General features: G+C 69.8%; 26 protein-coding genes. 6 read left to right on the forward strand and 20 right to left on the reverse strand.

Annotated elements, in window-relative coordinates; all coding sequences use genetic code 11:
• Positions 1–58 precede the first annotated feature (58 nt).
• Positions 59–2,584, forward strand: coding sequence for a SpoIIE family protein phosphatase (locus tag ACZ3H8_RS32985; RefSeq protein ID WP_467408018.1), 2,526 nt, complete (start codon positions 59–61; stop codon positions 2,582–2,584).
• Positions 2,585–2,611: 27 nt separating this feature from the next.
• Here ACZ3H8_RS32985 and ACZ3H8_RS32990 read toward each other — a convergent pair whose 3' ends face one another.
• Both ACZ3H8_RS32990 and ACZ3H8_RS32995 read right to left on the reverse strand, forming a co-directional pair.
• Positions 2,612–2,827, reverse strand: a complete 216-nt coding sequence (locus tag ACZ3H8_RS32990; protein WP_307663618.1) for a hypothetical protein — start codon at positions 2,825–2,827, stop codon at positions 2,612–2,614.
• Complete coding sequence (locus tag ACZ3H8_RS32995; protein ID WP_467408020.1) at positions 2,824–3,063, reverse strand: hypothetical protein; 240 nt, start codon at positions 3,061–3,063, stop codon at positions 2,824–2,826. Before ACZ3H8_RS32995 ends, ACZ3H8_RS32990 begins: the two co-directional genes overlap by 4 nt.
• Before the next feature lie 114 nt (positions 3,064–3,177).
• Here ACZ3H8_RS32995 and ACZ3H8_RS33000 point away from each other — a divergent pair, with 114 nt between their 5' ends.
• Positions 3,178–4,011, forward strand: a complete 834-nt coding sequence (locus tag ACZ3H8_RS33000) for a helix-turn-helix domain-containing protein (protein WP_467408021.1) — start codon at positions 3,178–3,180, stop codon at positions 4,009–4,011.
• Positions 3,993–4,265 carry a DUF397 domain-containing protein gene (locus tag ACZ3H8_RS33005; protein ID WP_467408023.1) on the forward strand — a complete coding sequence of 91 codons (273 nt, stop codon included), beginning with the start codon at positions 3,993–3,995 and terminating at the stop codon, positions 4,263–4,265. Before ACZ3H8_RS33000 ends, ACZ3H8_RS33005 begins: the two co-directional genes overlap by 19 nt.
• On the opposite strand, the gene ACZ3H8_RS33010 is transcribed toward ACZ3H8_RS33005, so the two are convergent.
• On the reverse strand, positions 4,216–5,058 hold the full coding sequence (locus tag ACZ3H8_RS33010) for a DUF3159 domain-containing protein (RefSeq protein ID WP_467408024.1): 843 nt from the start codon (positions 5,056–5,058) through the stop codon (positions 4,216–4,218). The genes ACZ3H8_RS33005 and ACZ3H8_RS33010 overlap by 50 nt on opposite strands.
• A gap of 307 nt (positions 5,059–5,365) precedes the next feature.
• On the opposite strand from ACZ3H8_RS33010, the gene ACZ3H8_RS33015 reads away from it, so the two are divergent.
• Positions 5,366–6,727 (forward strand): FAD-dependent oxidoreductase, encoded by a 1,362-nt coding sequence (locus tag ACZ3H8_RS33015; RefSeq protein ID WP_467408026.1) that lies wholly within the window; start codon positions 5,366–5,368, stop codon positions 6,725–6,727.
• A gap of 296 nt (positions 6,728–7,023) precedes the next feature.
• Here ACZ3H8_RS33015 and ACZ3H8_RS33020 read toward each other — a convergent pair whose 3' ends face one another.
• The 4 genes from ACZ3H8_RS33020 to leuA form a co-directional block, all read right to left on the reverse strand.
• The gene (locus ACZ3H8_RS33020) at positions 7,024–7,692 is read right to left on the reverse strand and encodes a response regulator transcription factor (RefSeq protein ID WP_467408027.1); all 669 of its coding nucleotides are present in this window, start codon (positions 7,690–7,692) and stop codon (positions 7,024–7,026) included.
• Positions 7,689–8,906: a sensor histidine kinase gene (locus tag ACZ3H8_RS33025; RefSeq protein ID WP_467408029.1), complete on the reverse strand. Its 1,218-nt coding sequence runs from the start codon at positions 8,904–8,906 to the stop codon at positions 7,689–7,691. Before ACZ3H8_RS33025 ends, ACZ3H8_RS33020 begins: the two co-directional genes overlap by 4 nt.
• A 279-nt stretch (positions 8,907–9,185) precedes the next feature.
• On the reverse strand, positions 9,186–9,878 hold the full coding sequence (locus ACZ3H8_RS33030; RefSeq protein WP_467408030.1) for a TerB family tellurite resistance protein: 693 nt from the start codon (positions 9,876–9,878) through the stop codon (positions 9,186–9,188).
• Between the two features lie 442 nt (positions 9,879–10,320).
• A complete protein-coding gene (leuA, locus tag ACZ3H8_RS33035) occupies positions 10,321–12,081 on the reverse strand; it encodes a 2-isopropylmalate synthase (RefSeq protein ID WP_467408032.1) in 1,761 nt (586 codons plus the stop codon).
• A gap of 296 nt (positions 12,082–12,377) precedes the next feature.
• Here leuA and ACZ3H8_RS33040 point away from each other — a divergent pair, with 296 nt between their 5' ends.
• Together ACZ3H8_RS33040 and ACZ3H8_RS33045 are read left to right on the forward strand one after the other, a co-directional pair.
• A complete protein-coding gene (locus tag ACZ3H8_RS33040; RefSeq protein ID WP_467408033.1) occupies positions 12,378–13,445 on the forward strand; it encodes a M4 family metallopeptidase in 1,068 nt (355 codons plus the stop codon).
• Positions 13,446–13,470: 25 nt separating this feature from the next.
• Positions 13,471–13,737 (forward strand): protealysin inhibitor emfourin, encoded by a 267-nt coding sequence (locus ACZ3H8_RS33045; protein ID WP_467408034.1) that lies wholly within the window; start codon positions 13,471–13,473, stop codon positions 13,735–13,737.
• Here the strand turns inward: ACZ3H8_RS33045 and ACZ3H8_RS33050 are convergent.
• From ACZ3H8_RS33050 to ACZ3H8_RS33110, 13 genes are all read right to left on the reverse strand, one after another.
• On the reverse strand, positions 13,721–14,353 hold the full coding sequence (locus tag ACZ3H8_RS33050; RefSeq protein ID WP_467408036.1) for a TetR/AcrR family transcriptional regulator: 633 nt from the start codon (positions 14,351–14,353) through the stop codon (positions 13,721–13,723). The genes ACZ3H8_RS33045 and ACZ3H8_RS33050 overlap by 17 nt on opposite strands.
• Positions 14,354–14,420: 67 nt before the next feature.
• The gene (era, locus tag ACZ3H8_RS33055) at positions 14,421–15,362 is read right to left on the reverse strand and encodes a GTPase Era (protein ID WP_467408038.1); all 942 of its coding nucleotides are present in this window, start codon (positions 15,360–15,362) and stop codon (positions 14,421–14,423) included.
• 20 nt (positions 15,363–15,382) lie between these two features.
• On the reverse strand, positions 15,383–16,369 hold the full coding sequence (locus ACZ3H8_RS33060; RefSeq protein ID WP_467408039.1) for a WxL protein peptidoglycan domain-containing protein: 987 nt from the start codon (positions 16,367–16,369) through the stop codon (positions 15,383–15,385).
• Between the two features lie 76 nt (positions 16,370–16,445).
• Positions 16,446–17,816: a beta-xylosidase gene (locus ACZ3H8_RS33065; protein ID WP_467408040.1), complete on the reverse strand. Its 1,371-nt coding sequence runs from the start codon at positions 17,814–17,816 to the stop codon at positions 16,446–16,448.
• 198 nt (positions 17,817–18,014) lie between these two features.
• Complete coding sequence (locus tag ACZ3H8_RS33070) at positions 18,015–18,368, reverse strand: cytidine deaminase (protein WP_467408042.1); 354 nt, start codon at positions 18,366–18,368, stop codon at positions 18,015–18,017.
• 84 nt (positions 18,369–18,452) lie between these two features.
• On the reverse strand, positions 18,453–19,154 hold the full coding sequence (locus ACZ3H8_RS33075) for a hypothetical protein (protein ID WP_467408043.1): 702 nt from the start codon (positions 19,152–19,154) through the stop codon (positions 18,453–18,455).
• 277 nt (positions 19,155–19,431) lie between these two features.
• Complete coding sequence (locus tag ACZ3H8_RS33080; protein ID WP_467408045.1) at positions 19,432–19,788, reverse strand: MmcQ/YjbR family DNA-binding protein; 357 nt, start codon at positions 19,786–19,788, stop codon at positions 19,432–19,434.
• Positions 19,785–21,068 carry a hemolysin family protein gene (locus ACZ3H8_RS33085; RefSeq protein ID WP_467408046.1) on the reverse strand — a complete coding sequence of 428 codons (1,284 nt, stop codon included), beginning with the start codon at positions 21,066–21,068 and terminating at the stop codon, positions 19,785–19,787. The genes ACZ3H8_RS33080 and ACZ3H8_RS33085 overlap by 4 nt, the downstream gene beginning before the upstream one ends.
• The gene (gene ybeY / locus ACZ3H8_RS33090) at positions 21,065–21,562 is read right to left on the reverse strand and encodes an rRNA maturation RNase YbeY (RefSeq protein WP_467408048.1); all 498 of its coding nucleotides are present in this window, start codon (positions 21,560–21,562) and stop codon (positions 21,065–21,067) included. Before ybeY ends, ACZ3H8_RS33085 begins: the two co-directional genes overlap by 4 nt.
• A gap of 12 nt (positions 21,563–21,574) precedes the next feature.
• Positions 21,575–22,600 carry a PhoH family protein gene (locus ACZ3H8_RS33095; protein ID WP_467408049.1) on the reverse strand — a complete coding sequence of 342 codons (1,026 nt, stop codon included), beginning with the start codon at positions 22,598–22,600 and terminating at the stop codon, positions 21,575–21,577.
• 139 nt (positions 22,601–22,739) lie between these two features.
• On the reverse strand, positions 22,740–23,849 hold the full coding sequence (locus ACZ3H8_RS33100) for a carbohydrate kinase family protein (RefSeq protein ID WP_467408050.1): 1,110 nt from the start codon (positions 23,847–23,849) through the stop codon (positions 22,740–22,742).
• Positions 23,850–23,991: 142 nt separating this feature from the next.
• A complete protein-coding gene (locus ACZ3H8_RS33105; protein WP_467408052.1) occupies positions 23,992–25,296 on the reverse strand; it encodes a glucarate dehydratase family protein in 1,305 nt (434 codons plus the stop codon).
• 366 nt (positions 25,297–25,662) lie between these two features.
• Positions 25,663–26,145 (reverse strand): MarR family winged helix-turn-helix transcriptional regulator, encoded by a 483-nt coding sequence (locus tag ACZ3H8_RS33110; protein ID WP_467408053.1) that lies wholly within the window; start codon positions 26,143–26,145, stop codon positions 25,663–25,665.
• Positions 26,146–26,227: the final 82 nt, after the last annotated feature.

Consider the following 26,227-nt stretch of genomic DNA (forward strand, 5'->3'; position numbering starts at 1 on the left):
ATTAGACAAACACCCCTGACGAGCAGGCCACGCCACCATCGCAACGATCGGGGCCAGCGTGTCGTCCACCGATACCAGGTTGAGTACGCACCCCTTCGGCACTACGAGCGCCGAAGGCGCGGCGGAGCGTGACAACGCGCTGACTGATGCCGTCCTCAAAGCCGTCGAGGTGACCGGGGCCCACGCGGCGAGTGTGTTCCTCATCTCGCGCAACCATCACACGCTGGTACTGGCCGCAGCGGCTGGGATGCCGCCTTCCCTGCTCGGCGGCTGGCGGCGGATTCCTGTGAGCAGTCCCATCCCCGTCGCGGAGGCGTTCCGCTCCAGGCGGACGGTCCATCTGGTCGACGCCGACGAGACCATGCGGCGATTTCCCCAGCTCGCAGTGGCCTTGCCCTACCCTTTCGGCTCCGCCTCCGTACCGGTCACGGCGGGGCAGGAGACCTTCGGGTCCATGGCTGTGGTGTGGGCCTCCAAGTCCGGAGGGCAAGGGCTGTCCAAGGCGCAGCGACGGCATTTGCGCACCGCGGCCGGCCGCCTCGGCGCATCGCTCGCCGAGCTGAACGCGCGCGGCGCCGACGTCGGGTGCGACATGGAGACCGTTCCGGTGGAGGTCGCGATACCTTCCGCCTCGGCGGTGCGGGTAGGCCTGTTCGACTGGAATCTCGGCACCGGAGCCCTCGAAGCGGATGCCACGTTGTGTTCGATCTTCGGCCTCGCCCCGGACGAGTACGACGGACAAGCGGCCACACTGGCGGCCAAGGTGCACCCAGCGGACCGTCCCGGTTTCCAGGCTGCCGCCCGTACTGGAGTCGAGGAGGGCCGCATCCTCGCCCAATGCATGCGCGTGCCGGAGAAGGGCGGAGGTCACCGCACCGTCGAGCTGTGGGGCCGGGTACCTGAGACCGCCGCCGACGGGGAGGCGCGGCCCCACCTGGTGGGCGGAGTCCTGGACCTCGGGTCGGGTATGGCCGCCGTCGCGGCGATCGAACGGCTCACGGACGGCTTCTTCTCGCTCGACCGAGAGGGGTGTGTGACCTACGCCAACCACAGCCTGGTGCGGCTGATGCGCGTACGCCGGGAGGATCTGGTGGGCCGGCGCCCCTGGGACGTCCTGCCGTGGCTGGCCGAACCCGCCTACGAAGACCATTTCCGGGCCGCCAGGGTCTCCCAGCAGCCCGTCTCCTTCCTGGCCCAATCCCCCGACCAGTGGCTCGTGTTCTCCCTCCGCCCGGATGCGCAGGGCATGACCGGCTGGGCAGCGCCGGCCGGACAACCGGTCCCGGCCGGGACCGAGCCCGGATCACTGCCCGCGGAGGCAGGAGGGGCCGCCCCGTCCTCGCGTCCCGCACCGACGCGTCTGAGCGCCATCTATCGCGTACTTCAGATGAGCAGCGCCCTGACCGAGGCGGTCACCGCGCGCGAAGTGGGCGATGTCGTCGCCGATCAGCTCCTGCCCGCCGTCGGCGGTCACCGACTGGCGATATACGTGGTGCACGAGCGGCACATGCGTCTGATGTCGCAGCGTGGCTACCGCGAGAGCTTCCTGGAGCGGTTCGAGGGCAGGCCGCTGCATCAAGGGGGGCCCGTGACCGGGTCGCTGACCTCCGGGGTCCCGCTGTTCATCGAATCGAGGGAAGAGTTCCTGCGGGCCTATCCCGAGCTCCACGCCGAGTCCAGTTCCTTTGCGTTCCTGCCCCTGATCGCCTCCAGCCGCCCCGTGGGTGCCTGCGTCCTGGGCTTCGACGAGGTCCACCGGTTCCCCAACGAGGAACGAAGCCTCCTCACCGCGCTGAGCGGTCTGATCGCCCAGGCACTGGAACGTGCCAGGCTCTACGACGCCGAATTCACTCTCGCCCGGGGCCTGCAGAACGCGCTGCTTCCGCACCTACTGCCCACAATGCCGGGCGTCCGCGTCACCGGCCGGTACCTGCCCGGTACCCGCGGGATGGACATCGGCGGCGACTGGTACGACGCGATCCCCACCGACCGCGGCGTCGTGCTGGTCGTCGGCGACGTCGAGGGCCACAATGTCGCCGCCGCAGCCACCATGGGCCAGGTGCGCAGCGCGGTACGGGCCTTCGCCTCCGCGGGCCACAGTCCGAGCGATGTGATCGCCAGTACCAACCGGCTGCTCCTCGACCTCGCCCCCGGGCTCCTCGCCAGCTGCTGCTACGTCCTCATCGAACCGGGTCCGGGAGTCGCGCACGTGGTCCGCGCGGGCCACTGCCCGCCCCTGCTGCGCCGGCCCGACGGGCACACCGAGATCCTGGATCTGCCGGGCGGCCCGCTACTCGGAGTGGAACGCACCGTCGACTACCCGGAATCGGAGCTGAATCTCCTGCCCGGCTCGGTCCTGGCCCTCTACACGGACGGACTGATCGAGACACGCGGGTCCGACATCGGTGTGGGCATGGACCGGCTGCGGACCTCGCTGGCCCATGCTCGTGTGGGGTCCCTGGATGAACTGGCCGACGCACTCCTGCGGGACGCCCGCCAGTCCCCGAACCGACTGGACGACATCGCGCTACTACTCACCAGATACACCGATGCCTCGCCGCCTACGCCCGCCGCCGCCGGGTGAGCAGAAGCGGGCGCCGGACGGCCGGCGTCAGGTCACCTCGCCCCGGCTGCGGGCGTTCACGTACGCCGTCGTCGCGCTGATCCGCTCCGCCGCGGTCGCGGGCCGCACCGCGTCCGGCTCGCACTCCCACTCCCGGCCCCCGCCGACCGGTCTCAGCAGCAGCCGCGCGCCCGCCTCCCCCATGAGCCGGCCCACCTGTCCGGTGCGGATGTCGACGACGTAGGACCCGACGGGCGGCGTCACCGTGCGACTCCTCCTTCCTTCGGCAGTACTGCCGTGAGCATGCGGACGATGTCGACGGTGCAGCGCCCCAATTCGACCAGGGGACAGGGCACGTCGCGTGCGTACGAAGCGGGCTCCAGGCGCAGCGACGGCAGGGTAATGCCGGACCACTCCAGGGCCGTACGCAATTTGTTCACAGCTTCCTCCGCCTCTTCGATGCATTCCACCGAGTGCCGCGGGTTTTCCTTGCGCGCCATGACTTCCCTTCCCCATCCGATTTCACGTTTCGCATTACAACGGTGATGGCCCGCAGCTACTCTCGACAGGGGTATGCGCACTACAACGGGGCAGCTGCACAAGGGGTTTGATCGATGGCCAACGGTTCACGGCAGGCGGCTTGGGAGTTCTTCGGAGCCGAGTTGAAGCGGCTCCGGGAGGAGGCGGGATTCACTCAGGCGGCGCTGGGCGCGCGGGTTTTCGTGTCAGGCGGATACATCGGCCAATTCGAACAGGCCATTCGGAAGCCGCAATTGGATGTGGCACAGCGGATCGATGAGACGCTGCAAACCGGAGGCTTTTTCGAGCGGATGTGCCGGAAGCTGATCAGTACTTCGCGGTACGCGGACTACTTCGCGGCCGCGGCTGAGCTTGAGGCGCTCGCGACCAAGATCTGTGAGTTCGCGCCGACGGTGATGCCCGGGCTCCTCCAGACCGCGGAATACGCCCAGGCGGTCGTCCTGGCGAGCAATCCGCTCGCCGCCGACGAGTACGTCCAGGAGACGGTCAAGGCGCGGATAGACCGCGCCCAGATCCTGAAGGACGCTGCACGGCCCGTGTATTGGGCGATCCTGCACGAGACCGCGCTGCGGATCCCCGCGGGCGGCCCTGCCGCCATGGCGCGCCAGCTGGACCACATCGCGGCGCTGGTGCGCGAGCGCAAGACCCTGATCCAGGTGATGCCGTACGCGGCCGGTGCGTACCCACAGATGGGCAAGATGCTCACGCTCATGGAGTTCGAGGACGCTCCACCAACTGCCTATACAGAGGCCGTGTATTCGGGGAATCTGTTGGACGATCCGGCAGTGGTGAAGCGGACACAGGCGGCTTACGATCTACTGAGGGCCGCCGCGCTGTCGCCGGAGGCGACCCTGACCCTGATCGAGTCGGCGGCGGAGGACTTCAGACGATGCGCGAGTACGACCTGAGCACCGCCCGGTGGCGCAAGAGCACCTACAGCGACGGCGACGGCGGCGAATGCGTCGAGGTCGCCTACGACTTCGTGGGCGCGGCCAGGTGGCGCAAGAGCACCTACAGCGACGGCGACGGCGGCAGCTGCGTCGAAGTCCTCGACAACATCCCCGGCGTCGTCCCCGTCCGCGACAGCAAGACCCCCACCGGCCCCGTCCTCGTCATCGGAGCCGCCAGTTGGACCGCTTTCGTCGAGGGTGTCCGCCTCTAGAGCGCTCCATCTCCGCGTCCTTGTTGATGGCGCGGGCCAGGATCACCCCGATGAGGATCAGCCCGACGCCGAACCAGGACGCCGCGGCGTCGAAGATCAGGGAGACGACGCCCACCGGGATGATCAATCCGGCCAGCGGGATCAGGAAGTTGCGCACCGGCGGCGGGGGCTCACCGGTGCGGTTCCGGCTGCGGACGACCTGTGGGTACCACTCGGTGAAGCTCAGCGCGGTGACGATCGCCGCGATCTGGATGATCCACGCGGTCCAGAGGTTGTTCGGGTTGTGCAGGACAAGGTCGCCGAAGCCGCCCGCGATGGCCGCCACGAGGAAGGCCGCGCCCCAGACGCCGGTGATCACTTGGTTGGTGTGGAGGAACTCGGGCGACTTCCAGTACTCCGGGCCGACGCGTTCCCGTCCGTACTGCACCGTGAAGGGCACCCGTACGGCCATCGAGCCGAAGGCGATGACCATCAGTGCGAGGTTGGAGATCTCGCCCGCGTACGTCTCCAGCCATCTGTGGGTGCCCGGCGACGAGGTTGCTCCGATTCCGGCGAGCACGGCGAAGAAGAGGACGTCCAGCACTTCCAGGATCTTGAGCGAGGTGCCGCGGTAGAGCATCCGCGCCGTGACCAGGAGCGCCACCGACATGGCGAGGGCGAGGCCCACCGCCAGTCCGAAGCGGCCCGGGCCGACGACGACCGAGAAGATGATCCACGGGGACATCCCGACGATCGGGCTCTCGAGCGCGGCGGCGAGACGGCCACCGGGTGCCGTGTTTTCGACAGCGTTCATTGCGGGGGCCCCTTCGCCCGGGCAGATCCTCCTGTTCCCAGCTTCCCGCGTGATGCCCGGCGGCGCGATAGGAGGCCGGGGGCGGGGCCCCGCGGGCTGCCCAAGGGTGGAAGGTTAGGGTGTCCTTACCCCGCCCCTCCCGGGTTCCGGGTCATAGATCAGGCTTATGGGTTCATAGGTACAGGGCGGGTACCGCGGTGGGAGCGCCGTTGCCAGGGTGGCGTACGAGAGTCGGCTCCCTCCGCACGCGCCAGGCCGTCTCACTCGCCGGGTCACGCCCGTGGACCTCGTTCGAAGGGAACCATTCATGCCCCGCCCTCTGCGGATCGCGATCGTCGGTGCCGGCCCCGCCGGGATCTACGCCGCCGACGCACTGCTGAAGTCCGAGGCCGCCGTCGAGCCCGGCGTCTCCATCGACCTCTTCGAGCGGATGCCCGCGCCGTTCGGGCTGATCCGGTATGGCGTCGCGCCCGACCACCCGCGGATCAAGGGCATCATCACCGCCCTCCACCAGGTGCTCGACAAACCGCAGATACGCCTCTTCGGAAATGTCGACTACCCGAGCGACATCGGCCTGGACGATCTGCGTGAGTTCTACGACGCGGTGATCTTCTCCACGGGCGCGGACGCGGACCGGGCGCTCGACATACCCGGCATCGAGCTGGACGGCTCGTACGGAGCCGCGGACTTCGTGTCCTGGTACGACGGCCACCCGGATGTGCCGCGCACCTGGCCGCTGGAGGCCGAGAAGGTGGCAGTGCTCGGCGTCGGCAACGTCGCCCTGGACGTGGCCCGCATCCTGGCGAAGACCGCGGACGAGCTGCTGCCGACCGAGATCCCGCCGAATGTGTACGACGGCCTTGCCGCCAACAAGGCCCTCGAGGTGCATGTCTTCGGGCGGCGCGGCCCCGCGCAGGCCAAGTTCAGCCCGATGGAGCTGAGGGAGCTCGACCACTCCCCGAACATCGAGGTGATCGTCGACCCCGAGGACATCGACTACGACGAGGGCAGCATCGCCACGCGCCGGGCCAACAAGCAGGCGGACATGGTCGCGAAGACGCTGGAGAACTGGGCGATCCGGGATGTCGGCGACCGGCCGCACAAGCTGTTCCTGCACTTCTTCGAGTCGCCGACCGAGGTCGTCGGCGAGGACGGCCGCGTGGTGGGGCTACGTACGGAGCGGACGCGGCTGGACGGCTCGGGCAATGTCACCGGCACGGGCGAGTTCCGTACGTGGGACGTGCAGTCCGTCTACCGTGCGGTCGGCTATCTCTCCGACGAACTGCCCAAGCTGCCCTTCGACTTCCTCACCGGCACGGTCCCGCACGAGGGCGGGCGGGTCGTGGAGGCCGGCGAGCACCTGCAGTCAACGTACGTCACGGGCTGGATCAAGCGCGGCCCGGTCGGCCTGATCGGCCACACCAAGGGCGACGCGAACGAGACGGTCGCCAACCTGCTGAACGACCACGGCAATGGCCGCCTGCACGCGCCTGCCGCGCCCGGCGAGGAGGCCGTCGTCAACTTCCTTGAGGCGAAGGGTGTTTCCTACACCACGTGGGAGGGGTGGCACCGGCTGGACGCGGCGGAGCGGGAGCGGGGTGCGGCGGAGGGGCGTGAGCGGGTGAAGATCGTCGAGCGCGAGGCGATGCTGCGGGCGAGCGGTGCCTGACCCGGCGGGGCGGTGTCTGGGGCTCGACCCCCGGACCCCCGCGCCTCATATGCCGGCGGGGCTGAACATTCGGCCCTGACCGGGGCTCCGCCCCGCGCCTCAATCTCCCCCAGACTTTGTCCGGGGGGACCCCCACGAGGCTGGATTTGCCCGGGCGGGCATCAGGTTTCGGCCGGACGGGCGGAAATTCAAGCCGTCCGGCGATTGAGGACAACGCCCGAAGGGCGTACCGGGGTCTGGGGCGGAGCCCCAGTTCGGGAAGGGGCGGGTAGGGGAAAAGGCCCCGCCGCAGGCGGCTACGCGTCGCGCGGGACCACCAGCCCCGACTCGTACGCCACAATCACCAGCTGCGCCCGGTCCCGCGCCCCCAACTTCCCCATGATCCGGCTGACATGCGTCTTCGCCGTGAGCGGGCTCAGGCCGAGCCTCTCGGCGATCTCGGTGTTGTTCAGGCCCCGGGCCACCAGCGCAAGCACCTGGCGTTCGCGGTCCGAGAGGCCGTCCGGGCCGCCGGTGGCGGGCGGTTCGTCCGGGATGCGCAGGACGCGGGCGATCAGACGGGACGTAGGGCCCGGTGAGAGCAGGGACTCCCCCGCCGCGACCGTCCTGATCGCGGCCAGCAGGTCGGCCGGTTTGGTGTCCTTCACCAGGAAGCCGGACGCGCCGGCGCGCAGCGCTTCGAGGATGTGCTTGTCGGTGTCGTACGTGGTGAGGACCAGGACCTTGACCCCGGCGAGGTCGTCGTCGGCGGCGATCAGGCGGGTCGCCTCGATGCCGTCGAGTTCGGGCATGCGGATGTCCATGACGACGAGGTCCGCGCGTTCGCTGCGGGCCAGTTCGACGGCTTCCGCGCCGGTGGCCGCCTGGCCGACGACCTCCATATCGCGGGCGGACTCGACGAGCATCGCGAACGCGGCGCGTACGAGCGTCTGGTCGTCGGCGAGCAGTACGCGGATCACGCTCATGCGAGGGCCTCCGATTGCTGGAGCGGCAGGGCCGCGGCGACCTCGAACCCGCCGCCGTCGCGCGGGCCGGCCATCAGTGTCCCTCCGACGCTACGGGCACGCTCGCGCATCCCGACGATGCCGTAGCCGGAGCCTTCTGTGGCGCCCGGGGCGGTGCCGTCGTCGGTGACGGTGACGCGCAGGTGGCCGTCTGCCGCCTCGACCGCGACGCGTATGCGGACGCCGGGGCCGCCGTGGCGTACGGCATTGGTCAGCGACTCCTGCACGATGCGGTAGGCGGCGGCCTCGACGGCGGGCGGGATGTGCGCCTCCTCGGTACGCACGTCGAGATCGGCCTGTGCGGCGCGTACGAGACCAGGCAGCGCGGTCAGATCCGGCAGCGGTCCGGCGGCGTCCGGGCCGTCCGCCCGAAGGACCTCCAGGGTGGTGCGCAGCTCGCCGCGGGCGGTGCGGCAGGTGTCGGTGATGTCGTCGAGCGCCTTGGCGACGGCGGCATGGTCGAGCCGGTCGGGGTCGACGGTCAGGACGTGGGAGGCGACGGAGGTCTGCACGCCGATGAGGGTGATGGAGTGGGCGAGGAGGTCGTGCAGGTCGCGTGCGATACGCAGGCGCTCCTCGGCGACGCGGCGGGCGGCCTCGTCCTCGCGGGTGCGTTCGGCCCGCTCGGCGCGTCCGACGACGGAGGCGATGTAGCGGCGGTAGGTGCGTACGTCCACGCCGAGGACGAGCACGGCGAGGATCCAGCCGGAGGTGAGCAGCGTCACCTCCCCCTGGTGGGCATCGATCCGGAACATCACGGTCACGGCCGTGCCGATGACGGCGGTGCCTATGAGGAAGGTGTGCAGGGGCCGGGCGACGGCGGCGACCGTGTAGAGGGCGAGAAGGGAGCCGGGGACGGGCGCGAGGTGGGTGTTGTCGGCGGCGTGGTACGGGACGATGCAGACGAGGACGGCGAGCAGGACGACCATGGGTCTGCTGCGCCGCCAGGCGAGGGCGACGACGCTGCCGGCCAGGAGTACCCACCCGACCGCGTCGGGCCGGCGGCCTTCGTGGACGACGGTGAGCGCGAGCACGACGGCGAGGACACCGATGGCGGCGGCGAGGACGGCGTCATTGCGCGCGCGGTGAGGCGATGTGAGGGGATCGCGGCTGACGGCGGTGAGGACGCGCTCCCCGAGCCTTGGACGCGGGACGGCTGTCTGTGGCTGCTGCACGGGTCCATCCTCCGGTAGATGTCCTGGGGCTCCGCCCCAGACCCCGTACGCCCTTCTGGGGGCCCACGCCCTCCGCGGCGGTCAGCCCGCCGTCGCGGTGGTGGATGCGGCCGCCGTCACGGCCTCCTTCCGACAGGGGCGTCGGGGTCGTGTCCAGACTCCCGTCGGGGAGGGGCGGATTCCTCGCGCGCAGGGCCGAGTTGAGCGCTACTGCAGAGGGTGACACGGGGGTGGTTTCTACTCCGCCGGGAGTAGAAACCCGACCGCCGGAGGGCCCTGCTAGAACGGCGTACGCGCCGCCGCCAGCAGCCGCGCCGTATCGTCCGCGCACAGCCGCAGCGCCGCACCCACCGTCGTCAGCACGTCCCGCTCCGCCGGGCTGTACGGCCCGTCCGCGAGGGCGATCCGCGCGCCCTGCAGCAGGATCGACTCGCGGCCCGCGGGGGCCAGATGCGGCGCGAGCGGTTCGAGAGCCTCGTGGAGCTCGATGGCGAGCGCGGCGCCATAGGGCCCGGTGTCGGTGACGAAGCGGCCGGTGTCCGCGGCGAGCGCCTCGATCAGGCCCGTGAGCTGGTCCTCGGTGCAGTCGTCGAGGCCGGCCGCGCGGACGGTGGCGACGGCGGTCTCGCGGACCGAGCGGGAGGAGGTGCCGCCGGAGGCGAGGACGGCGAGGGCGACCGTGTGGACGGCGTCACGGAGCATCGCGGAGAAGCGGGCGGTGGTGGGGTGGTCGAGGCTGTCCATGCCGAAGTGGCTGTGGCAGGCGGCGCATTCGACGATCGGGCCCGCCGAGCCGCGCGGCAGCAGGGGCACACCGAGGACGGTGAAGCGGCGGCGGCCGGTGCGCCGGCGGTAGTTGCGATCGCCTCCGCAAGCGGGACAGAAGAACTCACCGTCGCCCACAGTGTTCCAGGAGGTATGAACGCCGCAGACCAGCACTTTTCGGCCGAATAGTCCTCGGGCTGGCTGCACGTCCCACCTCCGTAACTCCCCCGTAGCCCTTTGGGCACGGGGGCGCCCCCACGGCAACGTTGCCGCGTTGACGTGATGTTAGCCACAGCGATGATGCGGCGTCAGCACCCGGGAAGCAGTACGGCTGGACATGGCCGATCCTCGCCCTCACGGGGAGCCCCGCAACCGGCAACGTTGTCCTGTGCGTCAGCACCCCATTGGCCTGCCCTGTCGCCCCAGCGCCTCACACCCCCAGGTGCCCGACAGCCCCATACAAACGCACATGCGAAACCAAGCAGCACTGAGTGGAATTCGTCCCGGAGACCGCCCCTTCGAGGAGCCGTGATTCGCCAGGACGATTCGCCCCACGATTCGCCGGACGGACTTGAATTTCAAGCCCGTCCGGCAATTCAGGACGAACCGACCGCCGGGCGGCGGTCGGCTGTCGGCCGCGCCCCGCGTCCTAGCGCGCGGCCCGGTTCACCGCGGAGACGACCGCCTTCAGCGACGCCCGCGTCGTATTCGCGTCGATGCCCATCCCCCACAGCACCTTCCCGTCGATGGCGCACTCGATGTACGACGCCGCCTGCGCCGACGCACCCTCGCTCATCGTGTGCTCCTGGTAGTCCAGCAGCCTGGCGTCCACGCCCACCGCGCTCAGCGCCTCGAAGAACGCCGAGATCGGGCCGTTGCCAGAGCCGGTCAGCACGGTCTCCGCGCCGTCCACGACCGCCTCGACGGTCAGCGTGTCGATGCCGTCGGTGTCGGTGGTGGTCTGTCCGGAGCGCAGCTGGATACGGCCCCACGCGTTGTCCGGGTTCGGCAGGTACTCGTCCTGGAAGACCGACCAGATCGCCTTCGGCGTGACCTCGCCGCCCTCGGTGTCCGTCTTCGCCTGGATGATCTTCGAGAACTCGATCTGCATCCGGCGCGGCAGGTCCAGCTTGTGGTCGTTCTTCAGGACGTACGCGATACCGCCCTTGCCGGACTGCGAGTTGACCCGGATGACCGCCTCGTAGGAGCGGCCCACGTCCTTCGGGTCGATCGGCAGATACGGCACGGCCCACTCGATGTCGTCGACCGTCTTGCCCTGGGCGGCCGCGTCGGCCTCCAGCGCGTCGAAGCCCTTCTTGATGGCGTCCTGGTGGGAGCCGGAGAAGGCGGTGTAGACCAGATCACCCGCGTAGGGGTGGCGCGGGTGGATCTCCATCTGGTTGCAGTACTCGCTCGTACGGCGGATCTCGTCGATCTGCGAGAAGTCGATCTGCGGGTCGACGCCCTGCGAGAAGAGGTTCATGCCCAGCGTCACCAGGTCGACATTGCCGGTGCGCTCGCCCTGCCCGAACAGACAGCCCTCGATCCGGTCCGCGCCCGCCATGATCGCCAGCTCGGCGGCGGCGACGGCGGTGCCGCGGTCGTTGTGCGGGTGCACGGACAGGCAGACGTACTCACGGCGCGACAGATTGCGCGACATCCACTCGAAGCGGTCGGCGTGCGTGGACGGAGTCGAACGCTCCACCGTGGCGGGCAGGTTGAGGATGATCTCGCGTCCGGCCTCCGGCTGCCAGACGTCACAGACGGCCTCACAGACCTCCAGCGCGAAGTCCAGCTCGGTGTCGGTGAAGATCTCCGGGCTGTACTGGTAGCCGAAGATCGTCTCGTCGGTCAGGATCTTCTCGGCGTACTCCATCACCAGCCGCGTGCCGTCCACGGCGATCTGCTTGACCTGCTCCTTCGAGCCGCGGAAGACGACCCGGCGGAAGGTGGGCGCGGTGGCGTTGTACAGGTGGACGGTGGCCCGGTGCGCGCCGCGCAGTGACTCGACGGTGCGCTCGATCAGCTCCTCGCGCGCCTGGGTCAGGACGGAGATCGTCACGTCCTCGGGGATCGCGCCCTCTTCGATGATGGAGCGTACGAACGCGAAGTCGGTCTCGCCGGAGGACGGGAAGCCGACCTCGATCTCCTTGTAGCCCATGCGTACGAGCAGGTCGAACATCTCGCGCTTGCGGGCCGGCGACATCGGGTCGATCAGGGCCTGGTTGCCGTCGCGCAGATCGGTCGACAGCCACCGAGGGGCCTTGGTGATCCGCTTGTCGGGCCAGGTGCGGTCGGGGATGTCCACGGCGTCGTACGTGCCGTACTTGTGGATCGGCATCCCGGACGGCTTCTGGGTGTGGGTCGCGTTGGTGACGGGCGTGGGGCGACCGACGGAGTTGTCAGACATTTGCGTAGGGCTCCTCGGGGTCCATCAAGTTGGACGGCCGACTGAGTCGAAGCAGCACCAGATCCCGCGGGGAGGGGGTCGGCCTACGACTACAGGCCCTCGCCGCGGCAGCTAAGGAGAAGCAGCCCGAAACGCATGATGCAGATCACCATAGCTGAGGCTCGCGACAAGCGGACGTCCCGTATCAGTATGCGGGACACGCTTCAGTTACGGGTAAACGGTGATCCATCACTCCATTTCGTCAATCATGGTGGCAACTAGTGACAGCTTCATGACCCAGTGCCACAGTCGCCCGCATGGACGCCAACGCCCGCCGGGTCAACCCGGTCTTCTGCACCATCGTGCCGCCACATGTCCTCGACAAACTGGCCCGCGCCGAGAACCCCGCGATCGCCGAGCCCGCCGCCCGAACGCTCGAGCACGACGCCCTCCAGCGCACCCGCCGCCGGATCACCACGGTCCGCGGCCTCGCTCCGAGCGTCAGCGGCATCGCCTCGGACAAGCCGAACCGCACGATCTACGACGCCCAGCACCGCGAGACCGTACCGGGCACGAAGGTGCACTCGGAGAGCGACAAGCCTGCCAAGGACGCCACGGTCAACCGCGCCCACGCGGGCCTCGGCGCGACCTTCGAGCTGTTTCTCTCGGCGTACGGCCGCCGCTCCATCGACGACGCCGGCCTGCCGCTGAACGCGACCGTGCACTACGGCGAGAAGTACGGAAACGCCTTCTGGGACGGCGAGCGGATGGTCTTCGGCGACGGTGACGACGATCTGTTCCTGGACTTCACGCTGCCGGTGGACGTGATCGGGCACGAGCTCACGCACGGTGTCACGCAGTACACCGCGAACCTGGAGTACTTCAGCCAGTCCGGCGCGCTGAACGAGTCCATGTCGGACGTCTTCGGCTCGCTGATCAAGCAGTACTCCCTCGGCCAGAGCGCCGACCAGGCCGACTGGCTGATCGGCGCGGGCCTGCTGGGCCCGAACGTCACGGGGGTCGCACTGCGCTCGATGAAGGAGCCGGGTACGGCATACGACGACGATGTCCTCGGCAAGGACCCGCAGCCCGCGACGATGGAGGACTACGTCAAGACCGGTCGCGACAACGGCGGCGTCCACATCAACTCGGGGATCCCGAACCACGCCTTCTACCTGGTCGCCACCGCACTGGGCGGCAGTGCGTGGGAGCGGGCGGGCCAGATCTGGTACGACGTGCTCACCGGCGGCGAACTCGCGACGACGGCGCAGTTCACCGACTTCGCGGCCCTGACGGTGGCCGCCGCGCGCTCGCGCTACGGCGAGGGCGCGGAGCAGGAGGCTCTGCTGAAAGCGTGGTCTCAGGTCGGGGTGCCTACCAACTGAGCCGTTCTCGTACTAGACAGGACCCATGCGTATCCAGGTAAGGCGCACGGGAGGATTCGCCGGCATCGAGCGGTTCGCCGAGGTCGACACCTCGGGGCTGACCGATGCGAGCGAGTGGCATGCCCTGGCCGAGCAGGCGATGGCCGACGGCCGGGGCACGCCGCCCGTCGGGGTGCCGGACGGGTTCAGCTACCAGATCACGGTCGACGGGCGGACGGTGTACTGCTCCGACCCCCGGCTGTCCGCGGCACAGCAGCAGCTGATCTCGCGCGTCCTCAAGGAAGGCTCCTGAGGGGCACGGGCGCCGACGCCGAAGCGGCTTCCGCGCCGTCCCCCTGAGCGATCGCGAAGTCCCGGACGAGGGCCGACAGGGTCTCGTCCGGGGTGCGCGGGCCGGTGAAGTACCCGGCCCGCTCCAGCTGCGCGAGGCCGTGCAGCTGGCACCACAGCTGCCAGGCGCGCAGTGAGTCGTCGCCGTCCCGGAAGCGGCCGGCGGCGGTGCAGCGGCGGATGACGCCGTGCGGGACGCGCAGCATGCCGGTGCCCCTCTCGCGGTCCTCGTCCGTCAGCTCGAAGCCGGCCAGCCGGGATCCGCCGAACATGACGGCGTAGACATGCGGTTCGGCGCGGGCGAACTCCTGGTAGACGCGGCAGATCGCGTACAGGTCGGCGACCGGGTCGTCGCTGGGCTGTACGACGTCGGTGCGGGCCTTGAAGCGCTCGAAGCCTTCGCGCATCACTTCGCGGACGAGCCCCGGCATCGAGCCGAAGTGGGTGTAGACGGCCATGGTCGACGCGCCGACCTCTTTGACCAGGCGCCGGGCGCTCAGCGCGGCGGGGCCCTGTTCGGCGAGGACGCGGGCGGCCTCGTCGAGAAGTCGGCGGCGTACGGAATCAGCGGGTGACACGGCAGCAGGATAACGCCGTTATGGGCCAGCACCTCGGCCTGCGCGGGCCAGACCCGGCTTGCGCGGGTCAGAACCCCAGCTTGCGCAGCTGCTTCGGGTCCCGCTGCCAGTCCTTGGCGACCTTCACATGCAGGTCCAGGAAGACCGGCGTGCCCAGCAGCGCCTCGATGTGCTTGCGCGACTTCATGCCGACCTCCTTCAGGCGCTTGCCCTTCGGACCGATGACGATGCCCTTCTGGCTCGGGCGCTCGATGTAGAGGTTCGCGTGGATGTCCAGCAGCGGCTTGTCCGCAGGGCGGTCCTCGCGCGGCAGCATCTCCTCCACCACCACCGCGATCGAGTGCGGCAGCTCGTCCCGTACGCCTTCCAGCGCGGCCTCGCGGATCAGCTCCGCGACCATGACCTGCTCGGGCTCGTCCGTGAGGTCGCCCTCCGGGTAGAGCGTGGGGCCCTCGGGCAGCAGCGGGATCAGCAGGTCGGCCACCAGCTGAACCTGCTTGCCGCCGACCGCAGAGACCGGGACGATCTCCGCCCACTCCATGCCCAGCTCCTTGCCGAGCCGGTCGATCGCGATCAGCTGCTCGGCGAGGGTCTTGGAGTCGACCAGGTCGGTCTTGGTGACGATCGCGACCTTCGGGGTCTTCTTGATCCCCGCGAGCTCCTTGGCGATGAAGCGGTCGCCGGGGCCAAGCTTCTCGTTCGCCGGCAGGCAGAAGCCGATCACGTCGACCTCGGCCCACGTCGTCCGTACGACGTCGTTGAGGCGCTCGCCGAGCAGCGTGCGCGGCTTGTGCAGGCCGGGGGTGTCGACCAGGATCAGCTGCGCTTCGGGACGGTGCACGATGCCGCGCACCGTGTGCCGGGTCGTCTGCGGCCGGTTGGAGGTGATCGCCACCTTCTGGCCGACAAGAGCGTTCGTGAGGGTGGACTTGCCCGCGTTGGGGCGGCCTACGAAGCAGGCGAAGCCGGCCCGGTGGGGGCCGTTGTTCTCATCAGTACGAGCGCTCATGGCGCCCATTCTCCCTGATGTCATGCGCCCCCGAGTACGCGCGGCCGCCGGCGCCGCAGCCGCGCCCACACACCCGCCCCCGCGAGAGCCGCCGCGAGCACCACCGCGACCAGCCACGGCAGCGCGAAGAAGGAGGCCCCTGCCGACTCGCGGACGTCCCGCGCGCTGGCCGTGAGCCGGACCTCGCCCCATTCGAGCTGGGGCGCGCCCGACCAGCGTTCGGTGAGGCGGATCTTCTGACGCGGCAGCAGTTCGGAGGGGATCTTCGTCAGCTCGCGGCTCAGCAGATCGCGGCCGAAAAGGCCCTCCGCCTCGAGCGCGACCTTGGGGTTGAGGGTCACATTGCCGCGGTTGTGGAGCGTGTACGAGATCAGCGCGCTGCTCTCGCCGGTGCCCGGCACCAGGGGCTGCTGATGGGTGAGTTCGACGTTCTCGACGGAGAGCGCGGGCACGGTGGGGCCGCCCACCCGCAGATAGACGCGCGCGCCGACGGCCTGCTGGATGCCGACGGCGACCGATGCCGTCGAGGGGCGAACGCGCTCGTCGAGGGCGACCAGTGCGCCGGGGTGGTCGCCGGGCTCGGCCCCTTCGGGGACCGTGAGGGTGTACGGCACGGTGACCGAGCTGTTCGCCGGGACGGTGACCTGCTCGCGGTCGAGCGTGGCCCAGGCGCCGACGCCGCGCTGCTTCTCGTTTCGCGCGCGTACGGCGAAGCCGCCGTCCCGCTCGGTGTTGTACGCGTCGGCCGCGTACAGCTGGAAGGTCCGCGGGGCCGCGGTCTTGTTGGTGACGGTCACCTGGTCGGTGAGGGTCGTGCCGGGATCGGCGGAGAGGTAGAAGTACGGCCGCCTGCCCAGCTCGGTGGGGATCCCCCCAGCGGAGCGAGGGGGAGAGGCGGGATAGACGGACCAGTTGCCGTTGTCGGCGGCGTGCGTGGCCGGGACGGCGCCGTATCCGTGCAGCAGCACGATCAGGACAGGCAGCAGGATGAGGTGCAGCTTGCGCATGAAGCCCCCGGGGTGGGCGGGCCGACCGGGTGCGCGCCCGGCCCGCTGTTTCTGCTTGTGGCTCGGTTGGCCGCGGTCAGGTGAGCGTGAGGGTCAGTACGCCGGAGTACGCGCCGGGGGCGGTGTACGCCGGGACATTCAGCGAGACCTTCGCGTCGAGGGTGAACTCGCCTCCGGTGAGCGCCCCGTTGGGGGTGGAGGCCAGGGTCGCGCCCGCGCTGCCGACGGCTCCCGCCGAACCGGCAACACAGGTGCTGGGACTGCCCTGCTTGGTGGTGCAGGCCGGCGTCCAGCCGAGCTTGCCGGCGTCGATCTTTCCGCCGGGCCCGGTGAAGTCGGTGACCTTGCCGGTCAGGGACCAGCCCGCGGGGCCGCCGCGGAAGTCCTTGACCGTCACCGTCTTCAGATCGCCGGTGGACGCCCCGCCCGTGCCGAAGTCGACCGCCGAGAGAGCGACGGTGTCACCGGCCTGGGACATGGACAACGTGCCTGCCGCGACGGAGGAGTTGAGCTTCTGGCTGTTGCCGGGCAGTGGGGTTTCGTCGATGACGGTGTACGCCGCCGGGCCCGCGCCCTTCTCCGTGGACCAGGCGGCGCCCTCGTACGCGACGATGCCGGTGGTCGCCTTGTCGTTGACCTTGAGGTGTGCGGTGAAGCCGCCGTTGGCGTCGGACTTGAAGGTCGTCCTGTCGGCGGTCTCGGCGGCTCCGGCCCGTCCGACGACGGTGATGTCGGCGAGCGGAGTGAACTTGGCGCCGGTGACGGTGACCTGGTCGCCGGGCTTGCCGGAGGCCGCGGCCAGCTGGATGGCGCGCTCATTTGCCCCGGGCTGGTCCGTCGCGACGATCGTCTCGGAGACGGGCGCGGGCGGAGTGATGACCGTACAGGGGGTGTCCAGCTCCATGATGTAGCTGGTGTGGATGTTGTAGTCGCCGGGCGAGAGGGTGATCGAGCCGGGCGCGGTGACCGTGAAGGTGCCGGTCATCGAGAACGGCGGGAACGCGCCCTTGCCGGGGACCGGCGGATTCTTCTTGGGTCCGGTAACGGTGACGCTGCCGGCCTGGGCGCCGCCGAGGGCGACCTTGCCGCTGGGCGTCATGATGTCGGCCGGGAGCGCGATGTCGACCGGGTTGCTGGCGGCCGGTTTGGTGACGGTGTACGTGACCGTGACGGTGTCGCCGACCTTGGGGGCGGCGTTGTCGACGGTGATCTGGGCGGTCGTGGTGCCGTCGATGGGCGGGATGCCGGCGATGGGCGGAGGTACGCAGTGGGTCGCGAAGTCCACCGGTGCGGAGGCGGCGGCCAATGCGTGCGCGGGCCCGGCGAGTGCCGCTGTACCGGCGACAAGGGCGACCGCTCCCAGCGCGGCGGTCCAGCGCCGCCTGCGGCCGACAGGTTTCCGAGGGACGGATCTTCGATCAGCGGATCTTCGGGTGGCTGTAGCCATGATTGCCCCCTTCTGAGGAATGCCGGGGGCCATTGACGTGGTACGGCCGGAAGAAGTCAATGGAATCGAAATGCACCGTCTGATGACCCATCAGATTCTGTCAAGATCCGCGTTTCCGCAGACCGGAAGGGGAATCGCCGCCACCGGAAAGGTGACGCCGGTCCCTGTTACAACGGTGCTGTCATGCCCGCCCGGGCCTCAGCCCGCGGCGACCGACGCCTTGAGCTCCCCGTCCGGCCCGGCGAGCAGCACCGGCGTCGCGGGCCCGCCCAGGTCACGTACCGCGGCGCGGTCCTCGTCGGAAGCGGCATCGGCCTCGGAGACGACGGCCGCGGCCTCCAGGGACGTCGCGCCGCTGGCCACGGCCATGGCGACGGCGGTCTGCAGCGCGCTCAGCTTCAGCGAGTCCAGCGCCACGGTCCCTGCGACGTACGTACGCCCGGTCTCGTCCCGTACCGCAGCGCCCTCAGGCACACCGTTACGGGCCCGGGCGCTGCGCGCCAGCGTGATGATCTTGCGGTCCTCGGGGCCGAGGCCGGTGCTCTGCGTCATGCCCCGAGCATAGATCGACGGGCGCGGACCGAAACGGCGAGGGCCCCGGAGCCGGGACCCTCGCCGCTTGCCGTGCTGCCGAGGTCAGCTCTGCGCGCCCTTGGTGAACTTGTCGCCCGCCATCCTGGCCAGCGCGTCGAAGTCCTTGTGGCCCGAGGCGTCGGCCGGAACGTGCGCGACCCGAGTCACGCCGGTGCCCTGACGAGCCACCATGAGGTTTATCTCGAACTTCACCTCGGCCATCTCCGGGAACACCATCTTCACCCGGAAGGCAAGGGACTCCTCGCCGGCCTTCGGCGCCGTGATCTTCTCGGTCTTGACGTCGGCCTTCATGCCCTCCATCTCGAAGGAGAAGCCCTTACAGGTGTCGAGCGCGGTGGAGATCGCCTTCACGAAGTCGGTGGCGCCGCTGCTGTCCTGATAGGTGAAGACCTGCTGGGCGAGCGACCTCTCGCCGCCCTCGAACTCCTGGTCCCCGCCGACCGTCGCCCCGGCGACCTTGTCGGCGAAGGTGCCGGCGATCGGCTGACACTCGGGCTTGTCCGCCTTCGGGTCTTCGTTCGAGGGCTCGGGCTTGGTGACCTTCCAGCCGGTCGGCAGGTCCTTGAGCTCCAGCGTCGCGGCCTTCATCTGCGCGGCGGTCAGCGGGGTGGGCGCCGGCGCCTCCTTGGCCTTGTCGTTGGCCTTGTCCTGCTTCTGGTCGGCGGCCCCGCCGCAGGCCGCGGTGAAGCACAGCGCGGAGACGGCGAGGGCGGCGGCGGCGCCGCGGCGCATACGGATACGCATGAGGTGGTGACTCCCCTGAATCGGAATGGCTCGTGGGGAGCTTCCCCCCTCCCCGGTAACGGGCAGAGGATATACATAGGCCCAGCTCAGCCCACCGCTGGACCGGCGTTTGAGGCGCGGTCCGGGACGCGAAACCCAGCCCCGCCGGCTTGAGGCGCGGGGTCCGGGGGCGGAACCCCGAAACCAAGCCCCGCCGGCGTTTGAGGCGCGGTCCGGGACGCGAAATCCAGCCTCGCCGGCGTTTGAGGCGCGGGGTCCGGGGCGGAGCCCCAGTTGCCTACGCCGGCCGGTCCAGCCGCAGCCGTTCCGCCCTCGGCAAACCCGCCACCACCAAGTCGTACGAGTCCTCGACAAGCTCCCGGACCATCCGGTCCGGCAGCTCACCGACCGTCACGGTGTTCCAGTGCCGCTTGTTCATGTGATAGCCGGGGACAACCGCCGGATGGTCCGCCCGCAGCTGGACCGCAATCTCCGGCTCGCACTTCAGGTTCACCCTCAGCGGCTCCGCGTCCAGCGCGCTGAGGGCGAAGAGTTTGCCGAGAACCTTGAAGACTGACGTCTCGGGCCCGAACGGGAACTCCTCCACCGCCGCGTTGAATTCCAGGCAGAACGCCCTGAGTTCCTGCGGGGTCACGTGGACTTCCTCTCCTCCGGCTCCGACAGCACCGTGACGATCTTGTTCCGGCGGCCGGCCGGCGACTCCGCCGTCAGCCGCAGCGTGCGTCCGTCCGGCAGGTCCACCGGCGCGGACGCCCCCGCGATCGGCACCCGGCCGAGCGCCTTCGCCAGCAGGCCGCCGACCGTCTCCACGTCCTCGTCGTCGAGTTCGTCGAGGCCGTACAACTCGCCGAGGTCACCGATGTCGAGCCGGGCGGTGACCCGGAAGCGCCCGTCGCCGAGGTCCTCGACCGGCGGCAGTTCACGGTCGTACTCGTCCGTGATCTCGCCGACGATCTCCTCCAGGATGTCCTCGATGGTGACGATGCCGGCCGTGCCGCCGTACTCGTCGATGACGACGGCGACATGGTTGCGCTCCTGCTGCATCTCACGCAGCAGATCGCCCGCGTTCTTGGTGTCGGGCACGAACATCGCGGGCCGCATCGCCGTGGAGACCAGATCGGCCTCCGACTCGCGGTTGATGTGCGTCTTGCGGACCAGGTCCTTGAGGTAGACGACACCGACTATGTCGTCCTCGTTCTCGCCGGTGACAGGGATGCGCGAGAAGCCGGAGCGCAGCGCGAGGGTGAGCGCCTGCCGGATGGTCTTGTAGCGCTCGATGCAGACCAGGTCGGTGCGGGGGACCATCACTTCGCGTACGAGAGTGTCGCCGAGCTCGAAGACGGAGTGCACCATGCGGCGCTCGTCGTCCTCGATCAGCGACTCCTGCTCGGCCAGGTCCACCATCGCCCGCAGTTCGGCCTCGCTCGCGAACGGGCCCTTGCGGAAGCCCTTTCCGGGCGTGAGCGCGTTGCCGATGAGGATCAGCAACTGCGGGATGGGGCCCATGACGCTGGCGAGCGGGAGCAGGACGTACGCCGAGGCCGTGGCGGTGTTCAGCGGGTGCTGACGGCCGATGGTGCGCGGCGAGACGCCCACCGCGACATACGAGACGAGCACCATCACGCCGATCGCGACGAGCAGCGCCGTCCAAGTCGCGCTGAACTCCTGCAGGCAGACGTAAGTGACCAGCACCCCGGCCGCCATCTCGCACGCCACCCGCACCAGCAGGGCGACATTGAGATAGCGGGTCGGGTCGGCGGCGACCTGCGCCAGCTTTTCGGAGCCGCGCCGCCCGGAGCGTACGGCCTCGGCGGCGCGGAAGCTGGAGACGCGCGCGATGCCCGCCTCCGCGCAGGCCGCCAGCCAGGCGACGACGACCAGCAGAATCGCCCCGAAGAGCAGTTGGCCGGTCATGAGACGGTCGGCGCCGGGGACGGGCCGGTAAGGCCCTTCTCCGCCCGCCAGCCGTCGATGATCGCGGCCTGGAGACCGAACATCTCGGCCTTCTCGTCCGGCACCTCGTGGTCGTAACCGAGCAGATGCAGCACCCCGTGGACGGTCAGGAGCTGGAGCTCCTCGTCCATGGAGTGCTGCGTCGGAGCCTCTTCGCCCTGTTTCTGGGCGACTTCGGGGCAGAGCACGATGTCACCGAGGAGCCCCTGAGGGGGCTCCTCGTCGTCCTTGACCGGCGGGCGCAGCTCGTCCATCGGGAAGGACATGACATCGGTTGGACCGGGCAGGTCCATCCACTGGATGTGCAGTTGCTCCATGGCCGCAGCGTCCACGACGATCACCGAGAGCTCGGAGAGCGGGTGGATGCGCATCCGCGCGAGCGCATAGCGGGCGACATCGAGGATCGCCTGCTCGTCGACCTCGGTTCCGGACTCGTTGTTGACGTCGATCGACATGGCGCGCTCTGACTACTTCCCGTTTTGACCGTTTTGACCGTCGTACTTCTCGTACGCGTCGACGATACGGCCGACGAGCTTGTGCCGGACGACATCCTGACTTGTGAGCCGGGAGAAGTGGACGTCCTCGACGCCCTCCAGGATTTCCTGGACCTGGCGCAGTCCACTCTTCGTGCCGTTCGGCAGGTCGACCTGGGTGACGTCACCGGTGACGACGACCTTCGAGTCGAAGCCGAGCCGGGTCAGGAACATCTTCATCTGCTCGGCGCTGGTGTTCTGCGCCTCGTCGAGGATGATGAACGCGTCGTTGAGCGTCCTGCCGCGCATGTACGCCAGCGGCGCGACCTCGATCGTGCCCGCCGCCATCAGCCGCGGGATCGAGTCGGGGTCGAGCATGTCGTGCAGCGCGTCGTACAGCGGCCGCAGATACGGGTCGATCTTCTCGTACAGCGTGCCGGGCAGGAAGCCGAGCCGCTCGCCCGCCTCCACCGCGGGACGGGTCAGGATGATGCGGTTGACCTGCTTGGACTGCAGGGCCTGCACCGCCTTGGCCATGGCGAGATACGTCTTGCCGGTACCGGCGGGGCCGATGCCGAACACGATCGTGTGCTTGTCGATCGCGTCGACGTACCGCTTCTGGTTGAGGGTCTTGGGGCGGATGGTCCGGCCGCGGCTGGAGAGGATGTTCTGGGTGAGCACCTCGGCCGGTGTCTCGACCTCGCCATTGCCGCTCTCACTGGCTCTGAGCATGGCGATCGAGCGTTCCACTGCGTCCTCCGTCATCGGCTGCCCGGTGCGGAGCACGAGCATCATCTCGTCGAACAGGCGCTGGATCAGAGCGACTTCCGCCGCGTCGCCGACCGCGCTGACCTGATTGCCCCGGACATGGATGTCGGCCGCCGGGAAGGCCTTCTCGATCACGCGCAGCAGGGCATCACCCGAACCCAGGACCGTCACCATCGGATGCTTGGCGGGGACGGTGAAGTGGGCTCGCGCCTGCCCCAGCGCTGGGGTCTGGGCTGTGGGTGTCTGAGTCATGGGCCGGCTCTGTGGCCTGCACATACCTCCCGTTGCAGGGTTCTCGCTGCTCGACAACCTCTGGGAACCAAGCGTACGACCTGGCACTGACAAGACCGAGGGCTTTTACGGCGGGGTGCCGCGCGAACCGCGCCGCGGCTCAGGCCGAACGGCCGAAACCGATGGTCGGCACGGCCCTGCGCAGCGGCCAGGGCCTGGTCGGGGCGGGCAGCAGCGCCTCGAGGAAGGCGTACCGGCGCAGGGCCGCGGGGTCCTGGTCGTCGCAGCCCTGGACGTACTGCCACCAGGCCGCGATCTCGGACCAGCCTGGCGCGGAGAGCGATCCGCCGAACTCCTGCACCGACAGGGCGGCGGTCAGCCCGGCGAAGGCGAGGCGGTCGGCGAGCGGCCAGCCGGCGAGGGTGCCGGTGACGAACCCGGCCACGAAGACGTCCCCGGCGCCGGTCGGGTCGAGCGCCTCCACCGCGATCGCCGGAACCTGGGCGCTCTCGCCGGTCGCGCCGTCCACGGCGTACGCGCCGTCCGCGCCGAGGGTGACGACGGCGAGGCGCACCCGGTCGGTGAGGGCTTGGGCGGCGGCGCGCGGGCAGTCGGTGCGGGTGTAGCGCATCGCCTCCTCGGCGTTGGGCAGGAAGGCCTCGCAGTGCTCCAGATCGGCCAGGTCGGCCGGGTCCCAGCGGCCGGACTCGTCCCATCCGACATCGGCGAAGACCCGGGTGCCCTTGCGCGCGGCCTGGGCGATCCACTCGTCGCGCCCGGGGGTCAGCGAGGCGATGGCGGCGCGGGCGGGCGGTGGGCACTCGGGCGCGGACTCGGCCGGCGGGGCCTCGTGGCCGTGCGAGACCATGGTGCGCTCGCCCTCGTACGCCATGGAGACGGTGACGGGCGAGTGCCAGCCGGGGACGGTGCGGGAGAGGGAGAGGTCGATGCCTTCGCCCTGTTCGAGGGCGTCCCAGCAGTACTCGCCGTAGTGATCGTCCCCGAAGGCGGCGGCAAGCGAGGTCCGCAGCCCGAGCCGGGCGAGCGCGGTGGCCATATTGGCGACGCCGCCGGGGCTGGACCCCATGCCACGGGCCCAGGACTCGGTGCCGCGGACGGGGGCGGAGTCGAGGCCGGTGAAGATGATGTCGAGGAAGACGCTGCCGGTGAGGTAGACGTCACAGCCGGGGTCGGCCGGGGTCCGCAGCGCCGCAAGCGGGTCGAGGCAGGCGGCAGTGTGGTCCAGTTGCTCTCCGTGTCGAGTGGTCACCGTGCCGCTCCCGGTACGTGGTTCAGATCAGGCCAGTCTGCCTGATGGTCGCCGGGCGGGCTGAAAATGCAGCCCCGCGGGGGTCCCCCCGGACGAAGTCTGGGGGAATTGGGGCGCGGGGTCCGGGGCGGAGCCCCGGCGGTTACCAGCGGGGGACCCGCGGCGCGACCCAGCCCGGCTCGGCGGCCCGCATCGCCGCGGCGTCGTCACGGTCGCGCATCGTGCCGTCGTCGTCGAGCCAGCGCCGGTGGAGGCGGGCCAGCCGTCCGCGGTCGAGTTCGACGCCGAGGCCCGGCAGGTCGGAGACAGCCAGCCGGCCGTCCTTGAATGCGAGGCGCTCGGTGATGACGTCCTCGGCCTGCCAGGGGTAGTGGCTGTCGCAGGCGTAGTCGAGGTTGGGGACGACCGCGGCGACATGGGTCATCGCGGCGAGGCTGATGCCCAGGTGGGTGTTGGAGTGCATGGACAGGCCGACGCCGAACGTCCGGCAGATCGCGGCCAGTTCACGGGTATTGCGCAGGCCGCCCCAGTAGTGGTGGTCGGAGAGGACGACCTGCACGGCACCCCGGGCGAAGGCCTCCGGTATCTCGGCGAAGGTCGTCACGCACATGTTCGTGGCCAGCGGCACGTCCGTCCCCGCCGCGACCTCCGCCATCCGGGCCGTCGTGGACGCCGGGTCCTCCAGATACTCCAGTACGTCGGCCAGCTCCTCCGCGACCCGCAGCGAAGTCTCCACCGACCACGCGCCGTTGGGGTCCAGCCGCAGCGGCTGCCCCGGGAACGCCTCCGCCAGCGCGCGGACCGCCGCGATCTCCTCCTCCGGCTCGAAGACGCCGCCCTTGAGCTTGAAGGAGGCGAAGCCGTAGTCACGGGCGAAGCGCCTGGCCTGGGCGACGATGCCCGCCGGGTCGACCGCAGCGCCCCAGTCGTCGGGCTCCCCCGCCCCGTCCGGGTGTCCGGCCCAGCGGTAGAAGAGATACGCGCTGTAGTCGACGGCGTCGCGCACCTTGCCGCCGAGCAGCACGTGCACGGGCAGCCCGAGTGCCTTGCCGAGCGCGTCGAGGCAGGCGACCTCGAAGCCGGAGACGACCGAGAGCCGCAGCTTGTCGGCCGTCTGCACGCCACGCAGCCCACCGACGTCGACGGCGTCGGCGCCGGTGGCCTCGGGCGAGTCGCCGCACACCAGGGCCGCGAGCCGGTGCAGCCCGTTCACATCGCTGACCTGGCAGCCGGGCAGCGCGTCCGCCAGCGGGGCTGCCAGATCGAGGTACTTGGTGTCGCCGTAGGTCTCGCCGACGCCGGTGACGCCGCCCGCCGTGACCACCTCGACGATGAGGCGGGGGGTATACGGCTGGTGCACGCCCTGCGTGTTGAGCAGCGGCGGGTCGGCGACGAGGATCGGGGTGAGCCGCACCTCGGTGATCGTCAGGTCCTGCGTCGGCTCCATGCTGTCTCCCTATATAGATGACGTACATGGATGAGAATCGAGACTAGATACGCGAACAGACGCCGTCAATGGGGCATGACCCAGATACGCCAGAAACCCGCCGCAGGATGATCTTGAGCGTCTGACGGGTCGTCTACGACGCCGGGTCGAGGCGCGGGGGTACCCGAGGCGGACGTGCCCGACCGGCTCTGTGCCGGCGCTCGCGGGCCGGGGCAGCTCGCTCAACGCCGAGCCCGGCTTGCGCACGGCGGGGGTCGGCACGTTCAACGCCTTGGCGAGTTGGGGCACGAGCCGGAAGAGGGCGGTGTGGTACTGGATGGCCACCGGCGCCCCGGGCGGCGTTGATGCCGGATGCCGCTACGCGGCTCAGGAGGTCCGGGTGTGGTGGTCCAGCAGGCGGGTGAGCAACTGCAGGAACTGGTCGCGTTCGGCCGGGCTCAGCGGCGCGAGCAGTTCGTCGTGGAGGTCGTCCAGGACCTTGTCAAGGCGGCGTAGGTGGCGGCGGCCTTGGGGGGAGATGGTGATGATGTTGCGGCGCCGGTCGTCGGGATCCGGTGCCCGCTCGACGAGGTCACGCTCGGCCAGTTCGTTGAGCACGCCGACCATGTCGCTGCGGTAGATGCCGGTGCGCCCGCTCAGCGCCGCTTGGCTCCCCGGCCCGAAATCCTGCAGTGAGGCGAGCACGGCGTAGTGCCACTTGCGGGCGTCGACCTCGGCCAGTCCCTCGTTTATCAACCGGTCCGACCGCGCGGACAGTTGCGACAACAGTCGGCTCGCCCGTCGGCGCAGCCTGTCGGGCATCTTGGGTGCGCCGTCGTCGGGCCCGTCCGCGGCTTCGGCTCTGATCATGGCGCCCATCCTACTCGTTGCGTTAGTTCGACTAACGATGTACGTTCGTTCGCGCCGAAAACGTTAGTGCAATAAACGATTG

The sequence above is a fragment of the Streptomyces sp. NPDC002868 genome (assembly GCF_055563295.1).

Bases quoted from the DNA above. Each gene is read 5' to 3' on its own strand.
- ACZ3H8_RS32995 (WP_467408020.1), bottom strand. From the start codon at position 3,063: ATGGCGCGCAAGGAAAACCCGCGGCACTCGGTGGAATGCATCGAAGAG.
- ACZ3H8_RS33000 (WP_467408021.1), top strand. From the start codon at position 3,178: ATGGCCAACGGTTCACGGCAGGCGGCTTGGGAGTTCTTCGGAGCCGAG.
- ACZ3H8_RS33005 (WP_467408023.1), top strand. From the start codon at position 3,993: ATGCGCGAGTACGACCTGAGCACCGCCCGGTGGCGCAAGAGCACCTAC.
- ACZ3H8_RS33010 (WP_467408024.1), bottom strand. From the start codon at position 5,058: ATGAACGCTGTCGAAAACACGGCACCCGGTGGCCGTCTCGCCGCCGCG.
- ACZ3H8_RS33015 (WP_467408026.1), top strand. From the start codon at position 5,366: ATGCCCCGCCCTCTGCGGATCGCGATCGTCGGTGCCGGCCCCGCCGGG.
- ACZ3H8_RS33020 (WP_467408027.1), bottom strand. From the start codon at position 7,692: ATGAGCGTGATCCGCGTACTGCTCGCCGACGACCAGACGCTCGTACGC.
- leuA (WP_467408032.1), bottom strand. From the start codon at position 12,081: ATGTCTGACAACTCCGTCGGTCGCCCCACGCCCGTCACCAACGCGACC.
- ACZ3H8_RS33040 (WP_467408033.1), top strand. From the start codon at position 12,378: ATGGACGCCAACGCCCGCCGGGTCAACCCGGTCTTCTGCACCATCGTG.
- ACZ3H8_RS33045 (WP_467408034.1), top strand. From the start codon at position 13,471: ATGCGTATCCAGGTAAGGCGCACGGGAGGATTCGCCGGCATCGAGCGG.
- era (WP_467408038.1), bottom strand. From the start codon at position 15,362: ATGAGCGCTCGTACTGATGAGAACAACGGCCCCCACCGGGCCGGCTTC.
- ACZ3H8_RS33060 (WP_467408039.1), bottom strand. From the start codon at position 16,369: ATGCGCAAGCTGCACCTCATCCTGCTGCCTGTCCTGATCGTGCTGCTG.
- ACZ3H8_RS33065 (WP_467408040.1), bottom strand. From the start codon at position 17,816: ATGGCTACAGCCACCCGAAGATCCGCTGATCGAAGATCCGTCCCTCGG.
- ACZ3H8_RS33070 (WP_467408042.1), bottom strand. From the start codon at position 18,368: ATGACGCAGAGCACCGGCCTCGGCCCCGAGGACCGCAAGATCATCACG.
- ACZ3H8_RS33075 (WP_467408043.1), bottom strand. From the start codon at position 19,154: ATGCGTATCCGTATGCGCCGCGGCGCCGCCGCCGCCCTCGCCGTCTCC.
- ACZ3H8_RS33085 (WP_467408046.1), bottom strand. From the start codon at position 21,068: ATGACCGGCCAACTGCTCTTCGGGGCGATTCTGCTGGTCGTCGTCGCC.
- ybeY (WP_467408048.1), bottom strand. From the start codon at position 21,562: ATGTCGATCGACGTCAACAACGAGTCCGGAACCGAGGTCGACGAGCAG.
- ACZ3H8_RS33095 (WP_467408049.1), bottom strand. From the start codon at position 22,600: ATGACTCAGACACCCACAGCCCAGACCCCAGCGCTGGGGCAGGCGCGA.
- ACZ3H8_RS33105 (WP_467408052.1), bottom strand. From the start codon at position 25,296: ATGGAGCCGACGCAGGACCTGACGATCACCGAGGTGCGGCTCACCCCG.
- ACZ3H8_RS33110 (WP_467408053.1), bottom strand. From the start codon at position 26,145: ATGATCAGAGCCGAAGCCGCGGACGGGCCCGACGACGGCGCACCCAAG.